Source organism: Chryseobacterium sp. HNCC26DJ239, assembly GCF_057180445.1.
In genome coordinates this window covers 1-203 of the sequence record NZ_JBXUGJ010000024.1, presented here as the reverse complement: position 1 = coordinate 203, position 203 = coordinate 1, and the positions used below count along the sequence as shown (strand labels likewise).

Here is a 203-nt window from a genome sequence, read left to right as displayed (position 1 = left end):
ATACTCCTCGTTCCTAGCTTTTCCGAAGCGCTCCTATGCTTTTCCTCTGCATAACCCAACCCATCTCTTCCATCCCCTCTAAAACTCTCCCATCCAACTGCGGGGTAACCGCTACTATCGGGGCTAGATATGGGTAATGAGTAAAAAGTGATGAGTAATCGGGTTTAGGGTTTAGCAAAAATAAAGATTTCTCAAGAACATGG

At 44.8% G+C, this 203-nt stretch carries 1 protein-coding gene; it reads right to left on the bottom strand.

The genetic code is table 11. The features are described 5' to 3' along the window. Positions 1-13: 13 nt before the first annotated feature. Positions 14-203, bottom strand: a 190-nt coding sequence (locus AC2A1D_RS17815; RefSeq protein ID WP_484044919.1) for a hypothetical protein, incomplete at its 5' end; no start/stop codon positions are given.